Source organism: Neisseria lactamica, from assembly GCF_901482445.1.
Classification (GTDB): Bacteria; Pseudomonadota; Gammaproteobacteria; order Burkholderiales; family Neisseriaceae; genus Neisseria; species Neisseria lactamica.
On the sequence record NZ_LR590477.1, the window covers coordinates 1,142,983 to 1,162,030 of the forward strand.

The window sequence follows — 19,048 nt, forward strand, 5'->3', positions numbered from 1 at the left end:
CATTTGGAATATATGACCCGAATGTTTGACATCCATCCCTCCGACGGCACACCGATTGCCCTAGACCCATTGTGGACCCGCGCCGATTTTATACGCACGGTACATACCCTGTCGTTAAAATTAACGCAAAACAACATCCGTTCGGCGGCATTGTGGTTTGACGATGCCGCGCTGTTCGCAGCCGCATTGCTTGCCGTTTGGAACAGCGGCGGCAAAGCCCTGCTGCTGCCGAATACCGCGCCCGGAAACCTGACTTGGGCGAAATCCGCACAAATCCTGCTGACCGACACCGATATTGTTTCAGACGGCATCCGCGTTTGGCAAATGCCAACCCCTTGCGGCGGTATGCCGTCTGAAAGCCGCATACCGCAAGCATTGGATATCCCGCCCGAATCAGAAGTGCATTTGCGTACATCAGGCTCCGGCGGGGAAGCCAAAACAATCGTCAAAACCGCCGCGCAAATCGAATCGGAAGCCCGCACGCTGGCTGCGGCAATCCCGTTCGGACGCGGCAAAACCGCCGTCCTCGGCAGCGTATCGCCGCAACATATGTACGGACTGACTTTCCGCTTCGCGCTTCCGCTGCTGATGGGGTGGGCGATGATCCGCAGGCAAAACGCCTATCCCGAACTGCTACTGTCGGCAAGCCTGAACGTGCCGTCCGATTATCAAAATGTCTGGATTGCCAGCCCCGCCCTGCTCAACCGTTTCGGCGAAAATCGGGATTGGGCGGCGTTAAACGGAAGGATAGACGGCATCGTTTCCGCAGGTGGGGAACTCCCCCCGGAAACTGCCACCCTGTTGGAACAATATGCAGTCCGCCCTTATGAAGTTTACGGCAGTACGGAAACCGGCATCATTGCATCCCGCCAAAAACAGACCTTATGGCAACCGTTCCCCAACGTCTCCGTCCGCAATACCGGCAAATCGGTGGAAATATCCTCGCCGTGGACAGGCGGCGTGCAATACATTGCCGATTGCATCGAAACACACGAAGACGGTTTTGCCCTGCTGGGCAGGCAGGACAGGATAATCAAATTGGCAGACAAACGCATTTCGCTCAACCAAATCGAACACGAATTACTGAAACACCCTTGGATTGCCGACGCACATTGCGCCCTGCATCCGGAACACGGACGCATTGCCGTTTGGGCGGCACTCGATACGGAAGGCATCACGGCGTGGCTGGAACAGGGGCGCGCCGCCGTTATCGCCGCACTCAAGCAACACCTTGCCCAAACGCAAGACACGGCTGCCCTGCCGCGCTACTGGCGTTTTACAGACCGTCTGCCGCGCAACGGACAAGGGAAAATTACCGCAGCGGACTTTCAGACGGCATTGGCAGAACCCGCCGCGCCGCAATGGCACACCTTGCCGCCCGAAGGAAACCGGTTGCGCTATCAAACCCGCGTACCGCCGGATTTGCCCTATTTCGGCGGACATTTTTCCACCTTCCCACTCGTCCCCGGCGCAGTCGAATTGGAATGGGTACGCCGGCTTGCCGCACGGCACCCCTTCGGCAGGCAAAACATTATCCGCATCGAAAACCTGAAATACCAGCAGTTTATCCGTCCGTATGACGACATTTCCGTAGAACTCGGATACGATGCCGATAAAAACAAACTGTCGTTTACCATCCGAAAACAGGATGCCGCCTGCGCCTCGGGGAAACTGGTATTCGACACGCCGCAGGACAGTCCCGATCCGGCCGCAAGGGAAGAACGATGAACCGCCTTCGCACAGGCAAATAAGATTACCGCCTTACCTTAATATAAATATGAACATCCTCGCCCTCATCCCCCATTACAACCACCCGACAACCGTCGGCACGGTCGCGCACGGCCTGCGCGCCTGCGGTTTGGACGTGTTGGTCGTGGACGACTGCTCCCGCCCCGACTGCATACCCGTTTTAGAAAATCTGGCTTCAGACGGCATCCGCGTCATCCGCCGCACAAGCAACGGCGGCAAAGGCGCGGCAGTACGCACAGGTTTCGAGGCGGCGGCGGAGCTGAGATACAGCCACGTCCTGCAAATCGACGCCGACGGGCAACACTGTTTGGACGACGTGCCAAAGTTCGTCCGTGCCGCGCAACTCAATCCCGAAGCCCTCGTCTGCGGTCAGCCGCAATACGGCGGCGACGCGCCCAAATCCCGATTGTACGGGCGCAAGATTACCGACTTTTGGAATATGGTTCACACCTGGTCGTCCGATATTAAAGACGGTATGTGCGGCTTCCGCCTTTATCCGTTGCCGCCTGCGTTGGCGGTCATACGCGGAGAATACATCGGCAACCGTATGGACTTCGATATCGAAATCCTGATCCGGCTATATTGGCGCGGCATCAAAACCGTGTGGATCCCCACGCCCGTCCGTTACGCCGCAGACGGCATTTCCCACTTCCGCGCCCTTGCCGACAACATCCTTATCAGCCAAATGCACACACGGCTGTTTTTCGGTATGCTCAAATGGCGTTGGCGCATCTTGAAAGGCGCATTCCGATGAACGGCGCATCCCGACACTGGGCGGAACAAAACGAACGCGGCAACCGCCTGTTCCTCAAGCTGACGGCGGTAATTGTTCGTTACTTCCCTCCCCTGCTGATGAAACCGTGTATTTGGTTTGTCGTCCTATATTTCTACCTGACCTCACCCCGGGTGCGGAAAAACCTCCATACCTACCAAAACCGCCTGCGATATACCTTTCCCGACGCTATGCCGTCTGAAAACCGCATATTCGCGCAGTTTTTGGCATTCGGCGAAGCCGTTTGCGACCGGTTTGCCGTATGGCAGCGCAAAATACGTTACGAAGACTTGATTATCGAAGACCCCGACAACCTGACCGCCGCCATGTATCAAAACGGGCGCGGACAGATTTTTGCCTGTTCGCACCTGGGCAATACGGAAATCTGCCGCGCACTGGTTTCCCACCACCGGAATTTCAAACTCAACGTCCTCGTACACAGCCGCCACGCACAAATGTTCAACGAAGCCCTGCAACAGGCGGGAGCGGACAAAATCCAACTGATACAGGTAAGCGACTTGGACGCATCGTTGATGATGACGCTCAGCCGACGTATTGAAGCAGGAGAGTGGCTGGCCGTCGCCGCCGACCGCATCCCCGTCCGGGGCGAAAAAACCGTAACCGTCGATTTTTTGCAACACCGTACCGAAATACCCCAAGGGGCGTGGATTCTGGCATCGCTGCTGAAAACCAAGGTCAACGCGCTGTTTTGCATCAAACAGGACGGACGCTACCGCCTGAAACTTCGCCCTATGACCGACACATCGGATTGGACGCGGGCGGAACGCACGCAAAAAATCAAAGAATCCGCACAACATTTCGCCCGCATCTTGGAAGAAGAATGCCGTCTGAATCCGCTGCAATGGTTCAATTTTTACGACTTTTGGCATACGGAGCACCATCCCCGATGAACAAAAAACACATTTTTTGCCGCCACAGCCACATCATCCAAGTCCCGTTTTTCGATGTCGATCCGATGCGGATCGTTTGGCACGGCAACTACGTCAAATACCTCGAAGTCGCACGCTGCGCCTTCCTTGACAGCATAGGCTACGGCTACGGTGAAATGGGCAGGCGGGGCTTCAGTTGGCCCATCGTCAAAATGGACTTGAAATACATACGCCCCGCACGGTTCGGACAAACCATCCGCATCGATATGGCAATCGTCGAAATCGACACTTGCCTGCGTATCGACTACACTTTGTCCGATGAGCAAACCGGCGAAAAACTGACCCGCGCATCGACCACGCAGGCGGCAGTATCCTTGGAAACCGGAGAAACACAGTTCCAAACGCCGGAAAGCTGGCTCGAAGCCGTACGGAGTCATCCGACTTTTCAAGCCGCATAAGCCCTGCCGTCCGCTTTCAGACGGCATTTTCCGCCCCATTATTACCACACCGACAGACAACTATGAAAAAATACCTGCTTGCCGCGCTCCTTGCCGCAAACGCCCTTTCCGCCTCGGCATTTTCCACTGCCGAACTGACCCGGATACTGCAAAAACCCGACAACATCCAAGGCAGCTTTATCCAATACCGCCATCTGAAATCCCTATCCAAACCGATGGCTGCAACCGGAAAATTCGTACTGATGCCCAAACGCGGACTGCTCTGGCAGATGCAAAAACCGTTTGCCGCCACCCTGCGCGTCCGTTCGGACGGCATCAGCCAATGGAACGGCAAAGGCTGGATGATGCCCGACACCGGAAAATTTTCCGGACAAAACAGGCAAATCAAACTCTTTCTTGACCTTATCGGCGGCGATACGCAAGGGCTGGAAAAACAGTTTGACCTGAAACTCGAAGGATCGGCGCAAAAATGGACGCTGCAACTCACGCCGAAAACACTGGTGATGAAACAAATCTTCAACCATATCGACATCAGCGGGGACAGCGTCGTACGCCGTATCGAACTGCACGAAAAACAAGGGGACAAAACCGATATGCGGTTTGACGGCATCAGCGTCGGCAACCCACCGGACAAGTTTGCCGAACAATCACTCTGACACCGTCCGAACCGCTATGACCCGCCTGATTTACACCCTGCTGATGTCGGCACTTGCCGCCTTTGCCTGTTACAACATCACAACGCGCGATTGGCTGCAAACCGATTTGACCGAGCTGCTGCCCAAGAGCAGCCAAGATGCCGTTTTGCAGGCGGCGGAACGCGCCGGCGACGCGCAAATCAACAGTCAAATCATCCTGCTGGCGGGCAGCCCCCGACCCGAAACCGCATTTCAGACGGCATCGGAAATCGCCTCCTTATGGCGGCAAAGCGGGATATTTTCCGAAGTAAACAGCCAAATCAGTCCCGACTTTGCACAAATCCGCCAAGACATCGGCAGAATCAGTTTGGCCGTCTTACCCGAAGCCCAACGGCGTTTGCTGACCGAAAAACCCGCCGACTATTTCCGCCAACGCGCCGAAGATGCCGCCAACCCGTTTGCCGTATCCCCCCTGCCCTTAGACGAGGACTGGCTGGGTTTCGGGCGTTTCGTTGCCGGCAAAATCAATCCCCAAACCCGTCTGCAATGGCACCCCGAAAACGGTATGCTGTTCAACGAAGACAACGGAAAAACCTGGGTTTGGATACGCGCCAAGCTGCCCGATAACGCCCTGCCTCAAGATGCCTTGGCAAACCTGCTCCAAAAAACACAGACATTGGCATCCGGCAGGCACGCCGAAATCCTGACCGGGGGCGGCGCACTTTTTGCAGCAGCCGCCAAAGCCGATGCAGAAAAAGAAAGCCGGATAATGGGTTTTGCCGGCATTACCCTGACCATCGCCCTCATCTTGTGGGTTTTCCGCAGCGCGCGCACTTTCTGGCTGCTGCTGCCGCCTGCGGCGGGAATGCTGGCGGGCTTGGCGGCGACGCTGGCGGTATTCGGGCATATCCACGCCCTGACGCTGGTTATCGGCACGAGCCTGATCGGGATGCTGGTCGATTTCCCGCTGCACTGGCTGACCCCGTCGGTATTTTCGCCGTGGCGGGCGAAACCGGCGATGAGGCAGGTATTGCCCGCCTTTGCCGTCAGCCTGCTGATTACCGTTTCGGGATACGCGCTGCTCTGGTTCACACCTTTGCCGGTTTTACAGCAAACTGCCGTTTTCTCCGGCTTTTCGCTGCTGGGCGCATTCGGCGCGACCGTCTGCCTGCTGCCGCCCCTGTTTACCCGTTATCAGGCGAAACCCGTACCTTTTGCCGCCTTGAGTGCCGCGCTCGGCAAACGCACCCGAAAACAACTTCCCCCGTCCTTCACTTATCCCGCAGCAGTTTTCCTGATGGTTTTCGCCGCCGTCGGACTGTGGCGCGGCAACTGGCACGACGACATCCGCCAATGGGTGAATATGCCGCCCGTACTGTTGTCGCAAATACAAAAAATCGGCACATTGGGCGGAACCGATTTCAGCGGTCAATATCTGGTTGCCGAAGCCGCAAGCGAAGACGCGCTGCTGTTAAAAAATGCCGAACTGCGCCGCGTCCTCGCCCCCCTGATTCGACAAGGCAAACTGAAAGGCATCCAATCGCTGGATCAGTTCATCCTGCCGACAGCCGAACAAAACCGCCTGAAACAATATTTGCGCGCGATTGCAGACAAACCCGGCAACTACCGCGCCCTGCACGAACTGGGCATTCCCGAAGACACGCTGAAATCCGCCCTGCTGCAAGCGGCCGACACGCCCGCCATCACGCTTTCAGACGGCATCGCCCTGCCTCTGGCGCAGGCTTGGAAACCTCTGTATCTCGGCGAAGCCGCACCGCACCGTTATGCCTCCGTTATCCGTCTGAACGGCTTGACCGAACCGGAAACCGTCCGTAAAACGGCGGAAACCATCCCGGGAATCAAATGGGCGGACAAGCGCGGCAGGCTCAACGAACTGTTCCGCCATACGCGCAATCAGGCGGCTTGGCTGAAATTGTCGTCTTACCTGTTGGCATGGCTGCTGCTGTGGCGGCTGTTTGACGCACGGCAGGGTGGAAAAATCCTCGCCGTCCCCATTGCTGCCGCCATCGGCACTGTTGCCGTATTGGGTTGGCTGGGCATACCCGTCAGCCTGTTTGCCATGTTCGGATTGCTGCTGGTTTCCGCCATCGGCATTGATTATGCCGTTTACGCGCTCAATGCCGGACACAGCACCGATGCGCGGCTGGGCGGTATGCTGCTTGCCGCGCTCACGACAGGCATCTCCTTCGTCCTGCTTGCCTTCAGCGGAACACCGGCCGTCGCCGCATTCGGCATAACCGTCGGCATCGGGGTCATATTGAACCTGTGGCTGGCGGCACGGCTGATGTACTCCGCCCCCGATACGCAGCATCCCGACCGTCAGCCGCCCTGCCGCCGTTTCCGCTTCAGACGGCATTTTTGAAAGGAACTTATGCGCCCGACCACGACCCTGCTTGCCCTATTGAGCGCAAAACTGCTCGCCGCCTGCGCCCCATATGCCCTACCCGTCCCCCAAACCCAACCGCGCCTTACCCAAGACGTACAATGGTTCAAATGGGAACGCTACAATAAGGGGCAAGAACCCGTGCAAACCGGCATACTGGCGGCCGAACAGCTTGAAGACGGCATCCGGTTTGTACAAACCGACATATTGGGCGCACCGGTTTCACGCCAGACTATCAACAGCGGCGGCTGGAAAAATGACGGGTTCGTGATGCCCAATATGCCGTCCCGCCGCCTGTTTGCCGCACTGCTCCCGCTGATAACTGCCGAAAATGCCGCGCCCCCCTATCCCGGCCTCAAACAGGCAGACGGCGGCGCATCCTTCTGCAAAGAAGGAACATTGTTCCGCTACCGCAATCGGGACATATGGTGCGTCAACCATACCAGCGGGCAATTTTTGATTACCCTACCCGACCAAACCCGCTGGTCGGTTACACCGATTGAACCATTATGAACATACCTGTTTACCTCGGAAGCCCTGCACTCACCAGCGCGTTGGGCAGCGGCCTGCACACCCACATCGACACCCTGCTGTCCCCTTCTTCCAAACCGGCACTGACATTTTCATCCGACTGGGTTGGCGGCAAAAACCTTGCCTTCGGTATGGTAAAAGAAATCCTGCGCCCCTTTTCAGACGGCACGCCCGCACACTGCCGCAGCCGCACCAACCGGCTGCTTTGGCACACGCTCGAACAAATCGAACCGCAAATCCGCGCCGCCATACGGCGGTACGGCGCAAACCGGATTGCCGTCGTTATCGGCACATCCACCGGCGGCGCGGATGAAAACATCCCGATGTTCCGACAGGCAGTGCAGGGAAAAGCCTGGCAAGGCCTCACGTTCAACCAATGCCAACACCTTATGAACGCGCCCGCCGATTTCATTGCCGACGCTTACGGGCTGAACGGTCTGCGTTATGTCGTTTCCACCGCCTGCACTTCCGGCGCGCGCGCATTAATCAGTGCCGCACGCCTGCTTCGCGCCGGTATGTGCGATGCGGTCGTCTGCGGCGGCGCAGACACACTCTCGCCGCTGACCGTCAATGGATTCGCCTCACTGGAAGTCTTGTCCCCAAACATTGCCAATCCTTTCTCCGCCAACCGTGACGGCATCAATATCGGCGAAGGCGCAGCCGTATTCATCATGACGCGCGATGCGGATTTTTCCGGCGGTATGCGGCTTCTGGGTTATGGCGCAAGCAGCGATGCCTACCATATTTCCACGCCGCGCCCCGACGCTCAAGGCGCAATTCTTGCCTTTCAGACGGCATTACAACACGCAAACCTTGCGCCCGAAGACATCGGCTGGATTAATCTGCACGGCACCGGGACGCACCACAACGACAGTATGGAAAGCCGCGCCGTTGCAGCGGTTTTCGGCAACAATACGCCCTGCACGTCCACCAAGCCGCAAACCGGACACACGCTGGGCGCGGCGGGCGCAATCGAAGCCGCGTTCGCGTGGGGCATTGCCGACCGGCAAAGCAATCCCGAAGGAAAACTTCCGCCCCAGCTTTGGGACGGGCAGAACGACCCCGACCTGCCCGCTATCAACCTGACCGGCAGCGGCAGCCGCTGGGAAACCGAAAAACGCATTGCCTCCAGCTCGTCATTTGCCTTCGGGGGAAGCAACTGCGTCTTAATCATCGGATGAAATAAGTTTGTCAATCCCACCGCTATGCTATACAATACGCGCCTACTCTTGACGGGTCTGTAGCTCAGGGGTTAGAGCAGGGGACTCATAATCCCTTGGTCGTGGGTTCGAACCCCACCGGACCCACCAATTCCCAAGCCCGGACGTATGTTTGGGCTTTTTTTCCGCCCTGTGAAACCAAAATGCTTTGAGAAACCTTGATGATGAAAAAAGTCAGCGTATTGATTGTTGCCAAAAACGAAGCAAACCACATTCGGGAATGTATTGAAAGTTGCCGTTTCGATAAAGAAGTTATCGTTATTGACGACCACAGCACCGACAATACTGCCGAAATTGCCGAGGGTTTGGGCGCAAAAGTCTTCAGACGGCATTTGAACGGGAATTTCGGAGCGCAAAAAACATTTGCCATCGAACAGGCAGGCGGAGAATGGGTTTTCCTGATTGATGCAGACGAACGCTGCACGCCGGAACTATCTGATGAAATCTCAAAAATTGTCCAAACCGGCGATTATGCCGCCTATTTTGTCGAACGCCGCAACCTTTTCCCCAACCATCCCGCCACACACGGCGCGATGCGTCCCGACAGCGTATGCCGTCTGATGCCGAAAAAAGACAGTTCGGTGCAAGGCAAAGTACACGAAACCGTACAAACCCCCTACCCCGAACGCCGTCTGAAGCATTTTATGTACCATTACACATACGACAACTGGGAACAATATTTCAACAAATTCAACAAATATACTTCCATTTCAGCCGAGAAATACCGAGAGCAGGGAAAGCCCGTGCGTTTCGTTAGGGACATTATCCTCCGCCCGATTTGGGGTTTTTTCAAAATTTATATCCTAAACAAAGGGTTTCTCGATGGGAAAATGGGTTGGATTATGTCCGTCAATCACAGCTATTACACGATGATTAAATATGTCAAACTATATTATCTGTACAAATCCGGCGGAAAATTTTAAATGGAAAAAGAATTCAGGATATTAAATATCGTATCGGCCAAGATTTGGGGCGGGGGCGAACAATATGTCTATGATGTTTCAAAAGCATTGGGACTTCGGGGCTGCACGATGTTTACCGCCGTCAATAAAAATAATGAATTGATGCACAGGCGATTTTCCGAAGTTTCTTCCGTTTTCACAACGCGCCTTCACACGCTCAACGGGCTGTTTTCGCTCTACGCACTTACCCGCTTTATCCGGAAAAACCGCATTTCCCACCTGATGATACACACCGGCAAAATTGCCGCCTTATCCATACTTTTGAAAAAACTGACCGGGGTGCGCCTGATATTTGTCAAACATAATGTCGTCGCCAACAAAACCGATTTTTATCACCGCCTGATACAGAAAAACACCGACCGCTTTATTTGCGTTTCCCATCTGGTTTACGATGTGCAAACCGTCGGCAATCCCTTTAAAGAAAAATACCGGATTGTTCATAACGGTATCGATACCGGCCGGTTCCCTCCCTCTCAAGAAAAACCCGACAGCCGTTTTTTTACCGTCGCCTACGCCGGCAGGATCAGTCCGGAAAAAGGATTGGAAAACCTGATTGAAGCCTGTGTGATACTGCATCAGAAATATCCTCAAATCAGGCTCAAATTGGCAGGGCACGGACATCCGGATTATATGTGCCGCCTGAAGCGGAACGTATCTGCTTCGGGAGCAGAACCATTTGTTTCTTTTGAAGGGTTTACCGAAAAACTTGCTTCGTTTTACCGCCAAAGCGATGTCGTGGTTTTGCCCAGCCTCGTCCCGGAGGCATTCGGTTTGTCATTATGCGAGGCGATGTACTGCCGAACGGCGGTGATTTCCAATACTTTGGGCGCGCAAAAGGAAATTATCGAACATCATCAATCGGGGATTCTGCTGGATAGGCTGACACCTGAATCTTTGGCGGACGAAATCGAACGCCTCGTCTTAAACCCCGAAGCAAAAAACGCACTGGCAACGGCAGGGCATCAATGCGTCGCCAACCGTTTTACCATCAACCATACCGCCGACAAATTATTGGATGCAATATAAGCCGCTTTCAGACGGCATATGCCGTCTGAAAGCCTTTGATGCAACAAACCGCCAAATTATATTCGTTCATTGAAAAGAAACACCCCGAATCCATCCTTCAAAATAAGAAAATCCCAATATCCCCCGATATTACGCAGCCTATTGGCAAAGTTTTGCAGCGTCTTCCCCGGCTTGTGCTGCCGAGTCAAGTGCTTTGTTACAATGTATAGTGGACTAACAAAAACCAGTACAGCGTTGCCTCGCCTTAGCTCAAAGAGAACGATTCTCTAAGGTGCTGAAGCACCAAGTGAATCGGTTCGGTACTATCTGTACTGTCTGCGGCTTCGTCGCCTTGTCCTGATTTTTGTTAATCCACTATACTATCTTCACATTTCTTAATAAATTTTATGAGTAACCATACTTCTTGGTCGTCCAAAATCGGTTTCGTCCTTGCTGCGGCAGGTTCGGCTATCGGTTTGGGCGCGATTTGGAAATTTCCTTATACGGCGGGCACCAACGGCGGCGCGGTGTTTTTCCTGCTGTTTTTGATATTTACTATCTTGGTCGCCCTACCCGTTCAGCTTGCCGAATTTTATATCGGGCGCACGGGCGGTAAAAATGCCGTCGATTCCTTCAGGGTTCTGCGTCCGGGTACGCGGTGGCTTTGGGTCGGGCGGATGGGCGTTGCCGCCTGCTTTATTTTGCTGTCGTTTTACAGCGTGGTCGGCGGATGGGTATTAAATTATGTCGTCCACAGTTTCACGGGGGCGGTTCATACCGGCGCGGACTTTGAAGCCCTGTTCGGCACAACGATTTCCAATCCGGCAGGTTCGCTGTCCTATCAGGCACTGTTTATGCTGATTACGGTTTGGGTGGTCAAAGGCGGGATTTCAGACGGCATTGAAAAGGCAAACCGTTATCTGATGCCGGGGCTGTTTATCCTCTTTATTGCGCTGGCAATCCGTTCGCTGACGCTGCCGGGTGCAATGGAGGGCGTGTCTTTCCTGCTCAAACCGAATTGGTCGTACTTTAAAGCCGATACAATGATTACGGCTTTGGGACAGGCGTTTTTTGCCCTGAGCATCGGCGTTTCCGCTATGATTACCTACGCTTCGTATTTGGGGAAAGATCAGGATATGTTCCGCTCGGGGCATACGATTATGTGGATGAACCTCTTGGTTTCGCTGTTGGCAGGTTTGGTGATTTTTCCGGCGGTGTTCGCCTTCGGTTTCGAACCGAGCCAGGGGCCGGGATTGATTTTTATCGTATTGCCGGCGGTGTTTATGAAAATGCCGTTCGGTACGGTTTTGTTTGCGGTATTTATGCTCTTGGTTGTTTTTGCCACGCTGACTTCGGCGTTTTCGATGTTGGAAACGGTCATTGCCGCAACCATCCGCCAAGACGAGCGCAAACGCAAAAAGCACACTTGGCTTATCGGCACGGCTATTTTCATTGTCGGCATCCCGTCCGCGCTGTCTTTCGGCGTATGGGGTGAGTTTAAGGTTTTCGGCAAAACCATTTTTGATTTGTGGGACTATGTTATTTCCGCCGTCATTATGCCGATTGGTGCTTTGAGTGTTTCCATCTTTACCGCCTGGATTCAGGACAAGCAGTCTGTGTTAAAAGATACCGGCGCGGGCAGCACCGTACCCCGAGCAGTGCTGCTGCTGTGGCTGAATACCTTGCGCTACCTCGCCCCGATTGCCATTATTATCGTTTTCGTCAATTCTTTGGGCATCCTTTAAAAATCCCGCCCAACGGCAAAATGCCGTCTGAAAGCCTTTCAGACGGCATTTTGCTTCAGGTTCAACCTATTTCGTTCAAAGTATTGTCCGGCATCAGCAGCCAAACTTTAAGCCGCCTGCTTTCGGCAACCGACCGTATCAGCGGCAAATCCATCACGGAAAACGCCGTCGACAAGGCATCGGCAACCGCCGCATCATCCGCCATTACGCTGATGCTTTTATAACGAGGCGTACTCACGCCGGTTCGCGGATCGAACAAATGGGTAAACCTGCCCGCCTTGTCCATCACCGTCCCATAGCCGCCCGAAGTGGCAAACGCCTTGTCTTTCATCGTGATATTTGCCAACACGCCTTCTTCGTCGTCCGGATTGCGGATGCCGACATTCCAAGTCCGTTTACCGTTTGTATCAAACCCGCGGATTTCACCCATATCGACCAGCGCGGCAGGCACGCCGTTTGCTTTAAGCAGCGCAACAACCTTGTCTGTGATATAGCCTTGCGCGATACCGTTCAAGGACAAACCCATACCCTTTTCGGCAAAACGGATTTCACGGTCGTCAAACGAGACTTTGCCGAAGCCGACCCGCTTCAGGGCTTCATCCACGCTGTTTTGAGGCGGCGGCGTTTCCGCATCGGGATGGGCGGAAAAATAATCAGCATACAGTTTCCACAAAACCTGCACTGTCGGATCGAATGCCCCGCCGGTCAAAGTATGCATCTCCCGGCAAATGCTCAACAGTTCCAAGAAATCCGCCGGAGGCGAAGTCAGATAACCGTCCCTGTTCAGGCGGCTAATCAGACTGTCTTCACGGTAAAGACTGAACATTTTTTCCAAACGCGCCACTTCCGCCAAAACCTTATTGACCAAATCCGCCGCCTGTCTGTCGTCCACACCGAACAGACGGAGCTCCGCACCGGAACCCAGCGCGACACCTTTCCAGAAAAACACATTTTCATTGCGTTTTTCATCATCGGCGGCAAAAGGATTCGGCAGGAAAGAAACCGCCGCGCCCGCCGCCGCAACGGCGGCAACCGTCAAAAAACGCCTGCGCCCGAAATGCCTGCCCATACCGCCTCCTAAACCGACACTGCCGCCTTGATATGCGGATGAGGGTCGTAACCTTCCAACTCAAAATCTTCAAATTTGAAAGCAAACAAATCTTTGACTTCAGGATTGATTTTCATCACAGGCAAGGCGCGCGGTTCGCGTTCCAACTGCAATGCGGCCTGCTCGAAATGATTGCGGTACAGGTGCGCGTCGCCAAACGTATGGACAAACTCGCCTACTTCCAGTCCGCACACTTGCGCCATCATCATCGTCAAAAGCGCGTAGCTGGCAATATTAAACGGCACGCCGAGGAAAATATCCGCACTGCGCTGGTAAAGCTGGCAGGACAGTTTGCCGTCGGCAACGTAAAACTGAAACAGCGCGTGGCAAGGCGGCAAGGCCATCTCATCGACCAAAGCCGGATTCCACGCCGACACAATCAGGCGGCGCGAATCGGGGTTTTTCTTAATTTGTTCCACCACATTGGCAATTTGGTCGATATGCCTGCCGTCGGGCGCGGGCCAGCTGCGCCATTGGTAGCCGTAAACTGGGCCCAAGTCGCCGTTTTCGTCCGCCCATTCGTCCCAAATGGAAACATTATTGTCCTTCAGGTATTTGATATTGGTATCGCCTTTGAGAAACCAAAGCAGCTCGTGGATAATCGAACGCAGATGCAGCTTTTTGGTCGTCAGCAGCGGAAAACCTTTGCCCAAGTCAAAACGCATCTGATAACCGAATACGGAGCGCGTGCCCGTACCGGTACGGTCTGATTTGTCCGTACCGTTGTCGAGGACGTGGCGCATCAAGTCCAAATAGGCCTTCATCATCATCTTTCATCAAATTAAACGGCGCATATTGTAACATTTCCAGCCAACGCCCGAGTCCGAACAAACGCGCAGGCCGCCCCGCCTGACGATAAAAACGCGAGTACGGTCAGGCAGGATTGTTGACAATTTCTATTCTTTCCCACGGGGAATCGGGCTTAAAAACAAAATTACCTTGATTGTAATCAAAAAATCTAGTTTAATTACTTAGAATAAAATTCCAATAATATTTTTATTTGCGAAATTAATTTATGATTATTGATTGATTATCGGCAATAAACATCAACAATTGAAAATATGGAAAAAATAATGTCAACAATTTGTGCCAAATCGGGCTTGGCATCAGAAAAAAATAGGTTTATATTGCTACCTACAAATTTGTTTTCCCATTAGTACAATATCAACCAAAAGGAGTATCCGAATGACTGACCTGAACACCCTGTTTGCCAACCTCAAACAACGCAACCCCAATCAGGAGCCGTTCCATCAGGCGGTTGAAGAAGTCTTCATGAGCCTCGATCCGTTTTTGGCAAAAAATCCGAAATACACCCAGCAAAGCCTGCTGGAACGCATCGTCGAACCCGAACGCGTCGTCATGTTCCGCGTAACCTGGCAGGACGATAAAGGACAAGTCCGAGTCAACCGGGGCTACCGCATTCAAATGAGCTCCGCCATCGGTCCTTACAAAGGCGGTCTGCGCTTCCACCCGACCGTCGATTTGGGCGTGTTGAAATTCCTCGCTTTTGAACAAGTCTTCAAAAACGCCTTGACCACCCTGCCTATGGGCGGCGGCAAAGGCGGTTCCGACTTCGACCCCAAAGGCAAATCCGATGCCGAAGTAATGCGCTTCTGCCAAGCCTTTATGACCGAACTCTACCGCCACATCGGCGCGGACACCGATGTTCCGGCCGGCGACATCGGCGTAGGCGGACGCGAAATCGGCTACCTGTTCGGACAATACAAAAAAATCCGCAATGAATTCACTTCCGTCCTGACCGGCAAAGGTTTGGAATGGGGCGGCAGCCTGATTCGCCCTGAAGCGACCGGCTACGGCTGCGTCTATTTCGCACAAGCCATGCTGCAAACCCGCAACGATAGTTTTGAAGGCAAACGCGTACTGATTTCAGGCTCCGGCAACGTGGCGCAATACGCCGCCGAAAAAGCCATCCAACTGGGTGCGAAAGTGCTGACCGTTTCCGACTCCAACGGCTTCGTCCTCTTCTCCGACAGCGGTATGACCGAAGCGCAACTCGCCGCCTTGATCGAATTGAAAGAAGTCCGCCGCGAACGGGTTGCCACCTACGCCAAAGAGCAAGGCTTGCAATACTTTGAAAACCAGAAACCGTGGGGCGTTGCCGCCGAAATCGCCCTGCCCTGCGCGACCCAAAACGAATTGGACGAAGAAGCCGCCAAAGCCCTGTTGGCAAACGGCTGCTACGTTGTTGCGGAAGGTGCGAACATGCCGTCAACTTTGGGTGCGGTCGAGCAATTTATCAAAGCCGGCATCCTCTACGCCCCGGGCAAAGCCTCCAACGCCGGCGGCGTGGCAACTTCGGGCTTGGAAATGAGCCAAAACGCCATCCGCCTGTCTTGGACGCGCGAAGAAGTGGACAGCCGACTGTTCGGCATTATGCAAAGCATCCACGAGTCCTGCCTGAAATACGGCAAAGCCGGCGACAAAGTGAACTACGTCAACGGTGCGAACATCGCCGGCTTCGTCAAAGTTGCCGATGCGATGCTGGCGCAAGGCTTCTAAGCAAACGCCGCCGCCCCGCAAACCGAATGCCGTCTGAACCGCAAATGCTGTTCAGACGGCATTTCCTTATCCGCCCGTTCAAATCGGGTGAGACTACCGATACATCTGAATATGCTATGCCGTCTGAACGGCATTCACACCGCCCAATCCTGCACGCGCTTCAAATCGTTTTGCGCCAAAGTATCCGCGTGGCGGTTACGGCTCTGATATTCCCTGTCTTTCAAGATGCTGCTCGCCACATAATTCAAATGGGACTTTGCCGCCTCCGAAGCCTCGACCTGCCGGCGGTTCGATATCGCCTCATACAGCACGCGGTGCTGCGCCATCAGTTTCGGACGCGGATCTTCTTCCTGATTCAGGTAAATAAGGCTGCTGCGCGTCTGCCGGTACAGCATTTTCAACAAACCACCCGACAAATGGCTGAACAACAAATTGTGCGCCGCATCCGCAATCGTCTGATGAAAGCTGACATCGGCTTCGCCCTGATGTTCCAAATTGCCGCTTCCGCACGCTTCCTCAAACTTTTCAAGCCAAAACCGAATCCGCTTCAAATCGGCATCCGTGCGGCGTTCTGCCGCCAATGCCGCCATACAGCCCTCAATATGGCAACTGAAATCAAAAACATCCTGCTCCCAATTGGAATGCTTGCCCAAAAGCTCCTGCCAACTTTTCAGGAAATCCTGCTGCGGTTTGACGGAAACATAATAGCCGTCGCCCTGCCGCGCTTCCAAAACCTGACGGGCGACCAAAATATTCAATGCCGACCTGACCGACGGACGCGAAACGCCGAACTCTTCCGCCAAAACACGCTCCGGGGGGATCTTGCCCCCTTCCGCGTAAATGCCTTCCGCAATGCGCTCCTCCAGCACCGACAACACCTGATCGCTGATTTTCTGCGGCCTTATCAGTTTCATCACCCCCTCCTTTAAAAGATTCTTTGCCGAACCCTTCCAAAATACATCAAACATCAAATTGGACTGACCAATCAGGGCGGATTCTAATGACCCGCCGTTCCCGCCGTCAACGGCATTTACCTCGCACCACCCCTGAAATACAGGAAAAAACTACATCAAACTACATTTTTTATTCGCATAATTTATTGTTTTAATTATATTTAAACAAAAACCTCCGCTTCAAACCTGCCGCACCGCCCAAAAATATATTGACCTGAATATTAAAGTTTCGTAAAGTAATGCAACGTTGCTTTAATTGGTTTGACCACTATTGCCGACGATTAGAAAAATATTTCCGGAGATGCCCAATTATGGAAACTTGGATTCAAAACTACACGGCGATAGGAGGCAGCCTGTATCTGACTGCCGCCGCCGCACTCTTACCCATCGTCTTTTTCTTTGCCGCGCTGACCGTCCTGAAGCTCAAAGGCTATCAGGCGGGGCTTTATACGCTGCTGATTGCGCTTGCCGTTGCCGTATTCGGCTTCGGGATGCCGGCGGGTATGGCGGTTTCTTCCGCGCTGTACGGCTTCGCTTACGGCTTGTGGCCGATTGCCTGGATTATCGTTACCGCCGTGTTCTTATATAAAATTACCGTAAAAACAGGGCAGTTCGATATTATCCGCGCCTCTGTTATTTCAATTACAGAAGACCAACGCCTGCAAATGCTGCTAGTCGGCTTCTCCTTCGGCGCATTCCTCGAAGGCGCGGCAGGCTTCGGCGCGCCGGTGGCGATTACCGCCGCTTTGCTGGTGGGCTTGGGCTTCAATCCGCTCTACGCCGCAGGTTTGTGTTTGATTGCCAACACCGCGCCCGTGGCTTTCGGCGCGATGGGCATTCCGGTTTTGGTTGCCGGACAAGTGTCCAACCTCGATCCTTACCACATCGGTCAGGTCGCCGGCCGCCAACTTCCTATCCTGTCAGTCATCGTACCCTTCTGGCTGGTTGCCATGATGGACGGTATGCGCGGCATACGCCAAACTTGGCCTGCCGTTCTGGTTGCCGGCGTATCCTTTGCCACAACCCAATTCATTACCGCCAACTTCATCGGCCCCGAGTTGCCTGACGTTACCTCCGCATTGGTCAGCCTGATCTGCCTGTCTGCTTTCCTGAAAAAATGGCAACCTGAAGAAATCTTCACGTTCAACGGTATGAAAAAACCGTCCGAACGCAAAGCGGGCGAATACACGGCAGGACAAATCATCAAAGCCTGGTCGCCTTTTGCCATCCTGACCGTTTTCGTCAGCGTGTGGACGATTAAAGGCGTTAAAGAGGCTTTGGGCGTTGCCACCGTCAAATTCGACTGGCCGATGCTGCACAACTTGGTACAAAAAGCCGCGCCCATCGTCAGCGAACCGACCCCATACGCCGCCGTGTTCAAAATCGACTTCCTCGGCGCAGTCGGTACGGCAATCCTGTTTGCTTCCATCGTTTCTGCCGCTTTACTGAAAATGAAACCTTCCGAAGCCGTCGGCACGTTCTTTGAAACGCTCAAAGAACTGCGTCTGTCCATCCTGTCTATCGGTTTGGTACTCGGTTTCGCATTCGTGGCAAACTATTCAGGACTGTCGTCCACATTGGCACTCGTCCTCGCCGCTACCGGTGCCGTGTTCCCGTTCTTCTCGCCGTTCCTCGGCTGGCTGGGCGTATTCCTGACCGGTTCGGACACTTCCGCAAACGCCTTATTCGGTTCTTTGCAGGCAAGTACGGCGCACCAAATCGGCGTTACCCCCGAATTGACCGTTGCCGCCAACACCACCGGCGGCGTAACCGGCAAAATGATCTCCCCTCAATCCATCGCCATCGCGTGTGCGGCGGTCGGTTTGGAAGGCAAAGAATCCAACCTGTTCCGCTTCACCGTAAAACACAGTTTGATTTTCTGTAGCTTTGTCGGCTTCCTGACCCTCCTGCAGGCCTATGTTTTGCCGTGGACGCTGATTTTCTTTAATAAATAACCCGTCTCTCAAAATGCCGTCTGAAGCCGTTTCCGCTTCAGACGGCATTTTTTTATCCGGCCGATACATTCATTATTGATGTATGTTAAATAAAGTGCAACTTCTGATACATCGTTCAGTTTAGTTTTATATACTACTTTA

At 53.9% G+C, this 19,048-nt stretch carries 16 protein-coding genes and 1 tRNA gene; 14 read left to right on the forward strand and 3 right to left on the reverse strand.

Annotation, left to right across the window (positions count from 1 at the left end; genetic code table 11):
* The first annotated feature begins 12 nt into the window (after window positions 1–12).
* The 12 genes from FGL10_RS06010 to FGL10_RS06070 all read left to right on the forward strand — a co-directional run bounded on the left by FGL10_RS06010 (window position 13) and on the right by FGL10_RS06070 (window position 12,371).
* Window positions 13–1,728, forward strand: coding sequence for an ApeI family dehydratase (locus tag FGL10_RS06010; RefSeq protein ID WP_003706930.1), 1,716 nt, complete (start codon window positions 13–15; stop codon window positions 1,726–1,728).
* Between the two features lie 49 nt (window positions 1,729–1,777).
* Entirely contained in the window at window positions 1,778–2,503 is a 726-nt protein-coding gene (locus tag FGL10_RS06015; RefSeq protein ID WP_003706932.1) for a glycosyltransferase family 2 protein, read from the forward strand.
* Window positions 2,500–3,432 (forward strand): lysophospholipid acyltransferase family protein, encoded by a 933-nt coding sequence (locus tag FGL10_RS06020; protein WP_003706934.1) that lies wholly within the window; start codon window positions 2,500–2,502, stop codon window positions 3,430–3,432. Before FGL10_RS06015 ends, FGL10_RS06020 begins: the two co-directional genes overlap by 4 nt.
* Window positions 3,429–3,869, forward strand: a complete 441-nt coding sequence (locus FGL10_RS06025) for an acyl-CoA thioesterase (protein ID WP_003706937.1) — start codon at window positions 3,429–3,431, stop codon at window positions 3,867–3,869. Before FGL10_RS06020 ends, FGL10_RS06025 begins: the two co-directional genes overlap by 4 nt.
* A gap of 62 nt (window positions 3,870–3,931) precedes the next feature.
* Window positions 3,932–4,525 (forward strand): outer membrane lipoprotein carrier protein LolA, encoded by a 594-nt coding sequence (locus FGL10_RS06030; RefSeq protein WP_003706939.1) that lies wholly within the window; start codon window positions 3,932–3,934, stop codon window positions 4,523–4,525.
* A gap of 16 nt (window positions 4,526–4,541) precedes the next feature.
* Window positions 4,542–6,887: an MMPL family transporter gene (locus FGL10_RS06035; RefSeq protein WP_051926230.1), complete on the forward strand. Its 2,346-nt coding sequence runs from the start codon at window positions 4,542–4,544 to the stop codon at window positions 6,885–6,887.
* Between the two features lie 9 nt (window positions 6,888–6,896).
* A complete protein-coding gene (locus FGL10_RS06040; RefSeq protein WP_003706946.1) occupies window positions 6,897–7,421 on the forward strand; it encodes a hypothetical protein in 525 nt (174 codons plus the stop codon).
* Window positions 7,418–8,620: a beta-ketoacyl-ACP synthase gene (locus FGL10_RS06045; protein WP_003706948.1), complete on the forward strand. Its 1,203-nt coding sequence runs from the start codon at window positions 7,418–7,420 to the stop codon at window positions 8,618–8,620. Before FGL10_RS06040 ends, FGL10_RS06045 begins: the two co-directional genes overlap by 4 nt.
* 53 nt (window positions 8,621–8,673) lie before the next feature.
* A tRNA-Ile gene (locus FGL10_RS06050) sits at window positions 8,674–8,749 on the forward strand.
* Window positions 8,750–8,823: 74 nt separating this feature from the next.
* Entirely contained in the window at window positions 8,824–9,582 is a 759-nt protein-coding gene (locus FGL10_RS06055; RefSeq protein WP_138251476.1) for a glycosyltransferase family 2 protein, read from the forward strand.
* Window positions 9,583–10,647, forward strand: a complete 1,065-nt coding sequence (locus FGL10_RS06060) for a glycosyltransferase family 4 protein (RefSeq protein ID WP_003706951.1) — start codon at window positions 9,583–9,585, stop codon at window positions 10,645–10,647.
* A 386-nt stretch (window positions 10,648–11,033) separates the two neighbouring features.
* Window positions 11,034–12,371: a sodium-dependent transporter gene (locus FGL10_RS06070; RefSeq protein ID WP_036475151.1), complete on the forward strand. Its 1,338-nt coding sequence runs from the start codon at window positions 11,034–11,036 to the stop codon at window positions 12,369–12,371.
* Between the two features lie 61 nt (window positions 12,372–12,432).
* Here FGL10_RS06070 and FGL10_RS06075 read toward each other — a convergent pair whose 3' ends face one another.
* Complete coding sequence (locus tag FGL10_RS06075) at window positions 12,433–13,440, reverse strand: FAD:protein FMN transferase (RefSeq protein WP_003706960.1); 1,008 nt, start codon at window positions 13,438–13,440, stop codon at window positions 12,433–12,435.
* Between the two features lie 8 nt (window positions 13,441–13,448).
* Entirely contained in the window at window positions 13,449–14,243 is a 795-nt protein-coding gene (locus FGL10_RS06080; protein WP_036469060.1) for a thymidylate synthase, read from the reverse strand.
* Window positions 14,244–14,664: 421 nt separating this feature from the next.
* Between FGL10_RS06080 and gdhA the strand changes: the two genes are divergently transcribed.
* Window positions 14,665–15,999 carry an NADP-specific glutamate dehydrogenase gene (gene gdhA, locus FGL10_RS06085; protein ID WP_036469033.1) on the forward strand — a complete coding sequence of 445 codons (1,335 nt, stop codon included), beginning with the start codon at window positions 14,665–14,667 and terminating at the stop codon, window positions 15,997–15,999.
* A 134-nt stretch (window positions 16,000–16,133) separates the two neighbouring features.
* Here gdhA and FGL10_RS06090 read toward each other — a convergent pair whose 3' ends face one another.
* The gene (locus tag FGL10_RS06090) at window positions 16,134–16,913 is read right to left on the reverse strand and encodes a FadR/GntR family transcriptional regulator (RefSeq protein ID WP_036469035.1); all 780 of its coding nucleotides are present in this window, start codon (window positions 16,911–16,913) and stop codon (window positions 16,134–16,136) included.
* 350 nt (window positions 16,914–17,263) lie between these two features.
* On the opposite strand from FGL10_RS06090, the gene FGL10_RS06095 reads away from it, so the two are divergent.
* Window positions 17,264–18,907, forward strand: coding sequence for a lactate permease LctP family transporter (locus FGL10_RS06095; RefSeq protein WP_003706974.1), 1,644 nt, complete (start codon window positions 17,264–17,266; stop codon window positions 18,905–18,907).
* The last annotated feature ends 141 nt before the right edge of the window (window positions 18,908–19,048 follow it).

Bases quoted from the DNA above. Each gene is read 5' to 3' on its own strand.
- FGL10_RS06010 (WP_003706930.1), top strand. From the start codon at position 13: ATGACCCGAATGTTTGACATCCATCCCTCCGACGGCACACCGATTGCC.
- FGL10_RS06015 (WP_003706932.1), top strand. From the start codon at position 1,778: ATGAACATCCTCGCCCTCATCCCCCATTACAACCACCCGACAACCGTC.
- FGL10_RS06020 (WP_003706934.1), top strand. From the start codon at position 2,500: ATGAACGGCGCATCCCGACACTGGGCGGAACAAAACGAACGCGGCAAC.
- FGL10_RS06025 (WP_003706937.1), top strand. From the start codon at position 3,429: ATGAACAAAAAACACATTTTTTGCCGCCACAGCCACATCATCCAAGTC.
- FGL10_RS06030 (WP_003706939.1), top strand. From the start codon at position 3,932: ATGAAAAAATACCTGCTTGCCGCGCTCCTTGCCGCAAACGCCCTTTCC.
- FGL10_RS06035 (WP_051926230.1), top strand. From the start codon at position 4,542: ATGACCCGCCTGATTTACACCCTGCTGATGTCGGCACTTGCCGCCTTT.
- FGL10_RS06040 (WP_003706946.1), top strand. From the start codon at position 6,897: ATGCGCCCGACCACGACCCTGCTTGCCCTATTGAGCGCAAAACTGCTC.
- FGL10_RS06045 (WP_003706948.1), top strand. From the start codon at position 7,418: ATGAACATACCTGTTTACCTCGGAAGCCCTGCACTCACCAGCGCGTTG.
- FGL10_RS06055 (WP_138251476.1), top strand. From the start codon at position 8,824: ATGAAAAAAGTCAGCGTATTGATTGTTGCCAAAAACGAAGCAAACCAC.
- FGL10_RS06060 (WP_003706951.1), top strand. From the start codon at position 9,583: ATGGAAAAAGAATTCAGGATATTAAATATCGTATCGGCCAAGATTTGG.
- FGL10_RS06070 (WP_036475151.1), top strand. From the start codon at position 11,034: ATGAGTAACCATACTTCTTGGTCGTCCAAAATCGGTTTCGTCCTTGCT.
- FGL10_RS06075 (WP_003706960.1), bottom strand. From the start codon at position 13,440: ATGGGCAGGCATTTCGGGCGCAGGCGTTTTTTGACGGTTGCCGCCGTT.
- FGL10_RS06080 (WP_036469060.1), bottom strand. From the start codon at position 14,243: ATGAAGGCCTATTTGGACTTGATGCGCCACGTCCTCGACAACGGTACG.
- gdhA (WP_036469033.1), top strand. From the start codon at position 14,665: ATGACTGACCTGAACACCCTGTTTGCCAACCTCAAACAACGCAACCCC.
- FGL10_RS06090 (WP_036469035.1), bottom strand. From the start codon at position 16,913: ATGAAACTGATAAGGCCGCAGAAAATCAGCGATCAGGTGTTGTCGGTG.
- FGL10_RS06095 (WP_003706974.1), top strand. From the start codon at position 17,264: ATGGAAACTTGGATTCAAAACTACACGGCGATAGGAGGCAGCCTGTAT.